Annotated in this window: 2 protein-coding genes and 1 pseudogene; 2 read left to right on the forward strand and 1 reads right to left on the reverse strand. The window is 33.6% G+C overall.

The window, feature by feature from the left end; genetic code table 11:
• Window positions 1-104: 104 nt before the first annotated feature.
• On the reverse strand, window positions 105-407 hold the full coding sequence (locus tag F6K27_RS20795) for a hypothetical protein (RefSeq protein WP_287275076.1): 303 nt from the start codon (window positions 405-407) through the stop codon (window positions 105-107).
• A gap of 156 nt (window positions 408-563) precedes the next feature.
• Here F6K27_RS20795 and F6K27_RS20800 point away from each other — a divergent pair, with 156 nt between their 5' ends.
• The gene (locus F6K27_RS20800) at window positions 564-1202 is read left to right on the forward strand and encodes a peroxiredoxin (RefSeq protein WP_124147296.1); all 639 of its coding nucleotides are present in this window, start codon (window positions 564-566) and stop codon (window positions 1200-1202) included.
• 347 nt (window positions 1203-1549) lie between these two features.
• Window positions 1550-1721, forward strand: a pseudogene (locus tag F6K27_RS20805) (Uma2 family endonuclease); the annotation flags it as partial.

Genomic DNA, 1721 nt, shown 5'->3' on the forward strand with positions numbered 1-1721 from the left:
TAAAAATAGCAGTTATAATTGATTTGAGATAGTTATCTCTATCGTTTTTCCCTTTCTTTCAATATTTACCCCTTCTTGCTTCTTACTTCTTACTTCTTACTTCTTCAATAGGAATTAATCCGGTCGTACCAACTCACAGATTTAGGTCTATAGTCAATACAATTAATTGCTTTTTCTGAAAGAGCAACTTTAGGTTGTACAGGACATTTGAGATGATAATCTCCAGTAAAAAATAGACAATTAGCACAGGGAATTTCGTGCATCTGTTTCGCTCTACGCACTGAATCAAGTAGGGCACCAATTATACTCCAGAACGTTAAAATTATCAATCCCCAAGCAAAGACAAAACACAGAGGAACCAAAAATGGTTGTATGGCATGAATTACAAAATAAATAAATTGAAACATGGTTAATAATTCATCACAATGGTTACTAATTCATAACATATGACATAACTTTAAATTTAATCTAATTTTTAAGATTATATAAAGTTAAAAGCTTAAATGATTATAGGATGAAAACATAGAGAATTGTTCACTATAAACAATATAGGAAGTTAAGCTATGGCCCTTAGATTAGGTGACACGGTACCCAACTTTACCCAAAATTCTTCTGAAGGGGAAATCAACTTTTATGAGTGGGCTGGAGATAGCTGGGTAGTGCTATTTTCCCATCCTGCTGATTACACGCCAGTTTGCACAACAGAGCTAGGTACAGTTGCCAAACTCAAACCAGAATTTGACAAAAGAGGTGCTAAGGTTTTAGCCCTAAGTGTGGATGATGCAGAATCTCATAAGGGTTGGATTGGAGATATTAATGAAACCCAGAGTACAACTGTTAATTATCCTATTCTGGCAGATGTGGATAAAAAGGTTTCTGATTTGTACGATATGATTCATCCTAATTCTTTAAATAATCTCACAATTCGTACTGTTTTTATTATTGACCCCGAAAAGAAACTCCGTCTTTCTATTACTTATCCCGCTAGTACAGGTCGTAATTTTGAGGAAATTCTCAGAGTAATTGATTCTTTGCAACTAACAGATAATTATCAAGTTGCTACTCCTGTAAACTGGAAAGATGGTGATGATTGTGTAATTGTTCCTTCTTTAAAAGACCCTGAAGAATTAAAACAAAAATTCCCCAAAGGTTACACAGAAGTTAAGTCATATTTGCGGATGACCCCTCAACCAAATAAGTAAAGTTATCATGTAAGCATTCAGCATTCAGCAGTCAGGTATCAACTCTTGAGAAACATCTACATTTCCCGCCATAGAATTGTATGAATTGAACTAAAACTTATCCTTCTTGTGGTTCATTATCGGATTAAAAATGTAATAGAAGTTAAACGAATGCTTGCTTTATTCATTAAAAAACTAAGAGCTGAATACTGACAATAATAGCTTATTTGATTTTTATTGCTGACCGCTGAAGCGCTAATAGCTGTTTGCGAAGCAGTCCGCAGGAAATGCTTACGTTGTAATTTAATTGAGGATTAAGATTTTAACCAGGATTCTTAATCCTTAATTATTTTTAGGAGGGAAAAATTATGCTTGATGATCCGATTATTTTACAAATGCCTCCAAATTTACAAATGACAGATGAACAGTTTTTTGAATTCTGTCAAATTAATCGAGATTTACGGATAGAAACTAATAAATTTGGAGAGTTATTAATTATGTCTCCTACTGGTTCAGAAACAGGAAATCGTAACCTTGGTA

Source organism: Okeania sp. SIO2F5 (assembly GCF_010692685.1).
Classification (GTDB): Bacteria; Cyanobacteriota; Cyanobacteriia; order Cyanobacteriales; family Microcoleaceae; genus Okeania; species Okeania hirsuta.

Bases quoted from the DNA above. Each gene is read 5' to 3' on its own strand.
- F6K27_RS20800 (WP_124147296.1), top strand. From the start codon at position 564: ATGGCCCTTAGATTAGGTGACACGGTACCCAACTTTACCCAAAATTCT.
- F6K27_RS20795 (WP_287275076.1), bottom strand. From the start codon at position 407: ATGTTTCAATTTATTTATTTTGTAATTCATGCCATACAACCATTTTTG.